Source organism: Paraburkholderia elongata, assembly GCF_013177735.1.
Taxonomy (GTDB): Bacteria; Pseudomonadota; Gammaproteobacteria; order Burkholderiales; family Burkholderiaceae; genus Paraburkholderia; species Paraburkholderia elongata.
The window spans coordinates 1-3,410 of the sequence record NZ_WOEZ01000315.1 but is presented as its reverse complement, the minus strand read 5'-3'; the positions used below and the strand labels follow the sequence as shown (position 1 = coordinate 3,410).

2 protein-coding genes and 1 pseudogene are annotated in these 3,410 nt (G+C 59.7%); 2 read left to right on the top strand and 1 reads right to left on the bottom strand.

Going from position 1 to position 3,410, the window contains the following annotated elements; translation table 11 throughout:
* Nucleotides 1-417 precede the first annotated feature (417 nt).
* Together GNZ13_RS49710 and GNZ13_RS49700 are read left to right on the top strand one after the other, a co-directional pair.
* Nucleotides 418-633, top strand: a pseudogene (locus GNZ13_RS49710) (hypothetical protein); the annotation flags it as partial.
* Nucleotides 634-1,581: 948 nt separating this feature from the next.
* Nucleotides 1,582-2,010: a hypothetical protein gene (locus GNZ13_RS49700; RefSeq protein WP_172178809.1), complete on the top strand. Its 429-nt coding sequence runs from the start codon at nt 1,582-1,584 to the stop codon at nt 2,008-2,010.
* A gap of 273 nt (nt 2,011-2,283) precedes the next feature.
* Here GNZ13_RS49700 and GNZ13_RS49695 read toward each other — a convergent pair whose 3' ends face one another.
* Entirely contained in the window at nt 2,284-3,174 is an 891-nt protein-coding gene (locus GNZ13_RS49695; protein WP_172178810.1) for an SDR family NAD(P)-dependent oxidoreductase, read from the bottom strand.
* Nucleotides 3,175-3,410: the final 236 nt, after the last annotated feature.

The following is a 3,410-nucleotide window of genomic DNA, read 5'->3' as shown; positions in this document are numbered from 1 at the left end:
GCGACACAGCAAGGTTACCGCTACATCAACTGACCAACGCCGCGTGACTTACCGTACTTCTAGCTAACATCGTGGAGCAACGACGTACCGTCGATGGCAGCGACGAAGGCTATGGCCGCTGTACCCCCGGAGGACGAAACGGCCATACGCATCGCGCCAACTCGATAGTCCGCTACAGGGTCGACTACGGTCTCTCGTCGCTGTTGTGCGTGAGGTATATCCCGGCGATCGCGATCGCGATCGCGATCACGGATCAAGGTGATCGCTTCGCCGATCCGACTGATCAAGAATGCAGAAACACGCAGGCACGCCTCCACGCGTCTGAATTCCACAGCCTACAGCTACGGATTGGTATCCCAACCGGTTGCTGTGCGCAGTGTCGCACTGTAGGATTTCCCCACTCATTGGGAGGTGACGATGCAGTTCGACTACAAGGACTTCCATATCGACGCGTCGCCTCTAGATGAAGGCGGCCATTACTACGCCCGTGCAAAGATTTACCAGCGCGCCTCGGTGGGCGGCGACACCGTCGAGGTCAAATGGTCGGGCGACCTCGGCGACTATCCCTCCGACGCAGACGCTATCGAAGCGGCGCAGCGGTGGGCGATCCAGTGGTGCGACGAGAACTCGGCAAGGCCGAGCGATTTGACTCCTCGAATCAGATCATTGGAGACAGTTATGCAGCCGTGCAATGCCTGTCGTGAATTAGTCGGCAAGCCATCCAGCGTTCCCCCGCATGGCGATCTTGCCGCTTCCGGCGTCAGTGCAATCGGGCCGCCGATCCACATGACGAAAATCAGCAGCAACTGGAATTGCACGGTCTGCGGAAGCTGGCTGTACCAAAATACAGCTGATGGCACCCCTCCTAACGAGTGGGTGATGGGCGAGCATCAGCTAGATTCGCCCGAGAAGGCGTGACGAGCGGTGCTTCGAAAATCACGATGGAGACTGGCATGCTGCGACGCAACGAGCTATATAGGTAATGTAAACTGGACGTCGCAGTCGATGGTGACGCACTTACCGGGTTCTATATCGCCGCGCAGACGATACAACTCGCGGCGATCGGCGGCGCACGCAACGTTCCGATGCCAATTGCTCGATTCCGTGACGCGTCGGCTGCATTCGCAGACGGGTTCAATCGGCTTCGCGTCGCGGTTGACGAACACGAAGGCAAGCCAGGCTAGCCTTGCACATTGGTTCACGGAACCCTGCGGGAAGACACGCGCCACACGGGAACGGTTGGCTACAACGTGCAGGCTGCTGCAGTTGACGTGAAACGATTGGCTCATGTCGGGCCGGAAGCTGCCGCTCACGAGTGGCCATCAGCGGACGTTCAAATAGCCTAAAATTTACAGGAGACGCATCGGCTCGACGCTTGCGGGGTGATGCAGCGCGGCTCTAACGCGAGCCGGCATCGCAGTTCCGCGCGTGGTCCGACTTGACCACGATGGTAAACACACCAGGGACACCTTCCTGAGTCACGGACTAAGGGCCGAAATGTTCGCCGCTGGACGGGCGTCGCCGCATATCGATCGCTGGGGCCCATCCAACTCGGACGTTACAACCTATGGGAGTAGAGCCATGGTCGCGGTCAAATACGACGATCTTTCTATGGCCTTCGACTTCATTAGCTCCGCATCGCCGATGGAGCACAACGCGTATGTCTCGCTCGATACGGGCGAAGTCTATTGGACATCTGATTCCAACGACGCATTCGACGAGGATATTCCTGACGACCTTGAAACTTCGGATCGCTACCTTACGATACCGCATAAGAACAATCTCGATCTCGGAAGAAGTCTCGCCTTGCGCTTTGTCGCACAAGAGTTGCCTGCGCGTTACGACCAGGTCGAAGGAATTTTCCGACGGCAAGGCGCTTACTCTCGCTTCAAGGATCTGCTTCAGCGCGAAGGCGTTCTCGAAGCCTGGTATACGTTTGAAGCCGACTCTGTCGAAAGCGCGCTGAGGCAATGGTGTGCCGAAAACGGCATCGAGATTCTTGAGACGTGACTGGCCGTTTAGTCAGGCGACAAAATGTCCGGCCGCGCGGGTTACTTAGGGAATTCAGGCGTCGCCGTGACAAAGAATTACCGAGCGTATCCGCTCCGAGTCGGATCAGAACTCGCCGGTCGTCGGCAATCGGCCAACTACGGCCATAGGCATACGCTCTTACGACGACGTTCGAACGGCCGCTTCGTAGCAAGTAACGGACCGCAGCCGGCCATGATGCGCCTGTCGCATCAAAAAACCGAAGAGCCGAAATCCGGCAAGTAGCGGCTTCCACTAGAAGTTGAGAAGTCGCTCGCTGAGCCCCCAAAGGTCATCGGCGAATGCAGAGTCGATGGCATAGGGCACTACGCCCGTAAGCCTCATGGCATCCGCCATATCGATCTTCTCCGGTTGTTCCTTCATCACCGGGGCCACGTCGACATTTTCGCAGTACACGCCGCCCAAGCCGCTCAGTTGCGGGCTGGTTGCGCACCAGACTTGCGTGGCCGCGCCCTGCCCGATGGTCTTGAGTTGCCTTGCCGGATCGCGCACCGGCTTGCCTTGTTCATCGAGGACACCTGCGGTGATCAGCTGCTCGCGCGTAACGTATTTCCCCAGCCCGGTATCGACAATGGCGCCCGGATGCAGCGAAAACGCGCGGATCCCGTGGGCCTTTTCGCGCTGATCGAGCGCAACGGCAAAGAGGATGTTGGCCGTCTTCGATTGCCCATACCCTGCCCACGGTGTGTACGGGCGACGCTCGAAATTCGGGTCGTCGAAAACCACCGGCGAATAGCGGTGGCCGATCGACGACACCGACACCACGCGAGCGCCTCCCGCCTTGCGCAGCGCAGGCAAGAGCCGCATGGCGATCTGAAAGTGACCGAGATGGTTGGTCGCGAACTGATACTCGTAGCCTCGCGCGTCGCGCATCAATTCCGGCACGGCCATGATCGCGGCGCTGTTGATCAGCATGTGCAGCGCCGGTGTCGATTCGAGGAACGACGCCGCAAAAGCGTCGATCGAGGCCGGATCGAGCAGATCCATCGGCGCGATTTCCACGTCGATGGCGGCCAGTGCCTCGCTGGCGCGGCGCAGGTCGCGCGCGGGGACTATCACGCGTGCGCCGGCGGCGCGCAAAACCCGCGCGGTTTCGCGCCCGAGGCCGGAAGCCGTTGCCGGGATACCGCGGCGAACGGCAGAGAAGGGTCGACTCCGGTCTTAGGCTTCGCTCGCAACCCGCCATTCGTTGAGCACGGGACTCGATGGGCTGCGAATGACCTCTCCGGCCGATCAATCGCCGCTCCTTGTCAAATAATTCCGCGTGAACGTCGACCGGCTAGGCCGGACGCATTGATTGGCGATAGCCGGCCATGAGGAGACGCGCAACGGTTCCCATTGCGTGACCGGTGTGCTCTGCT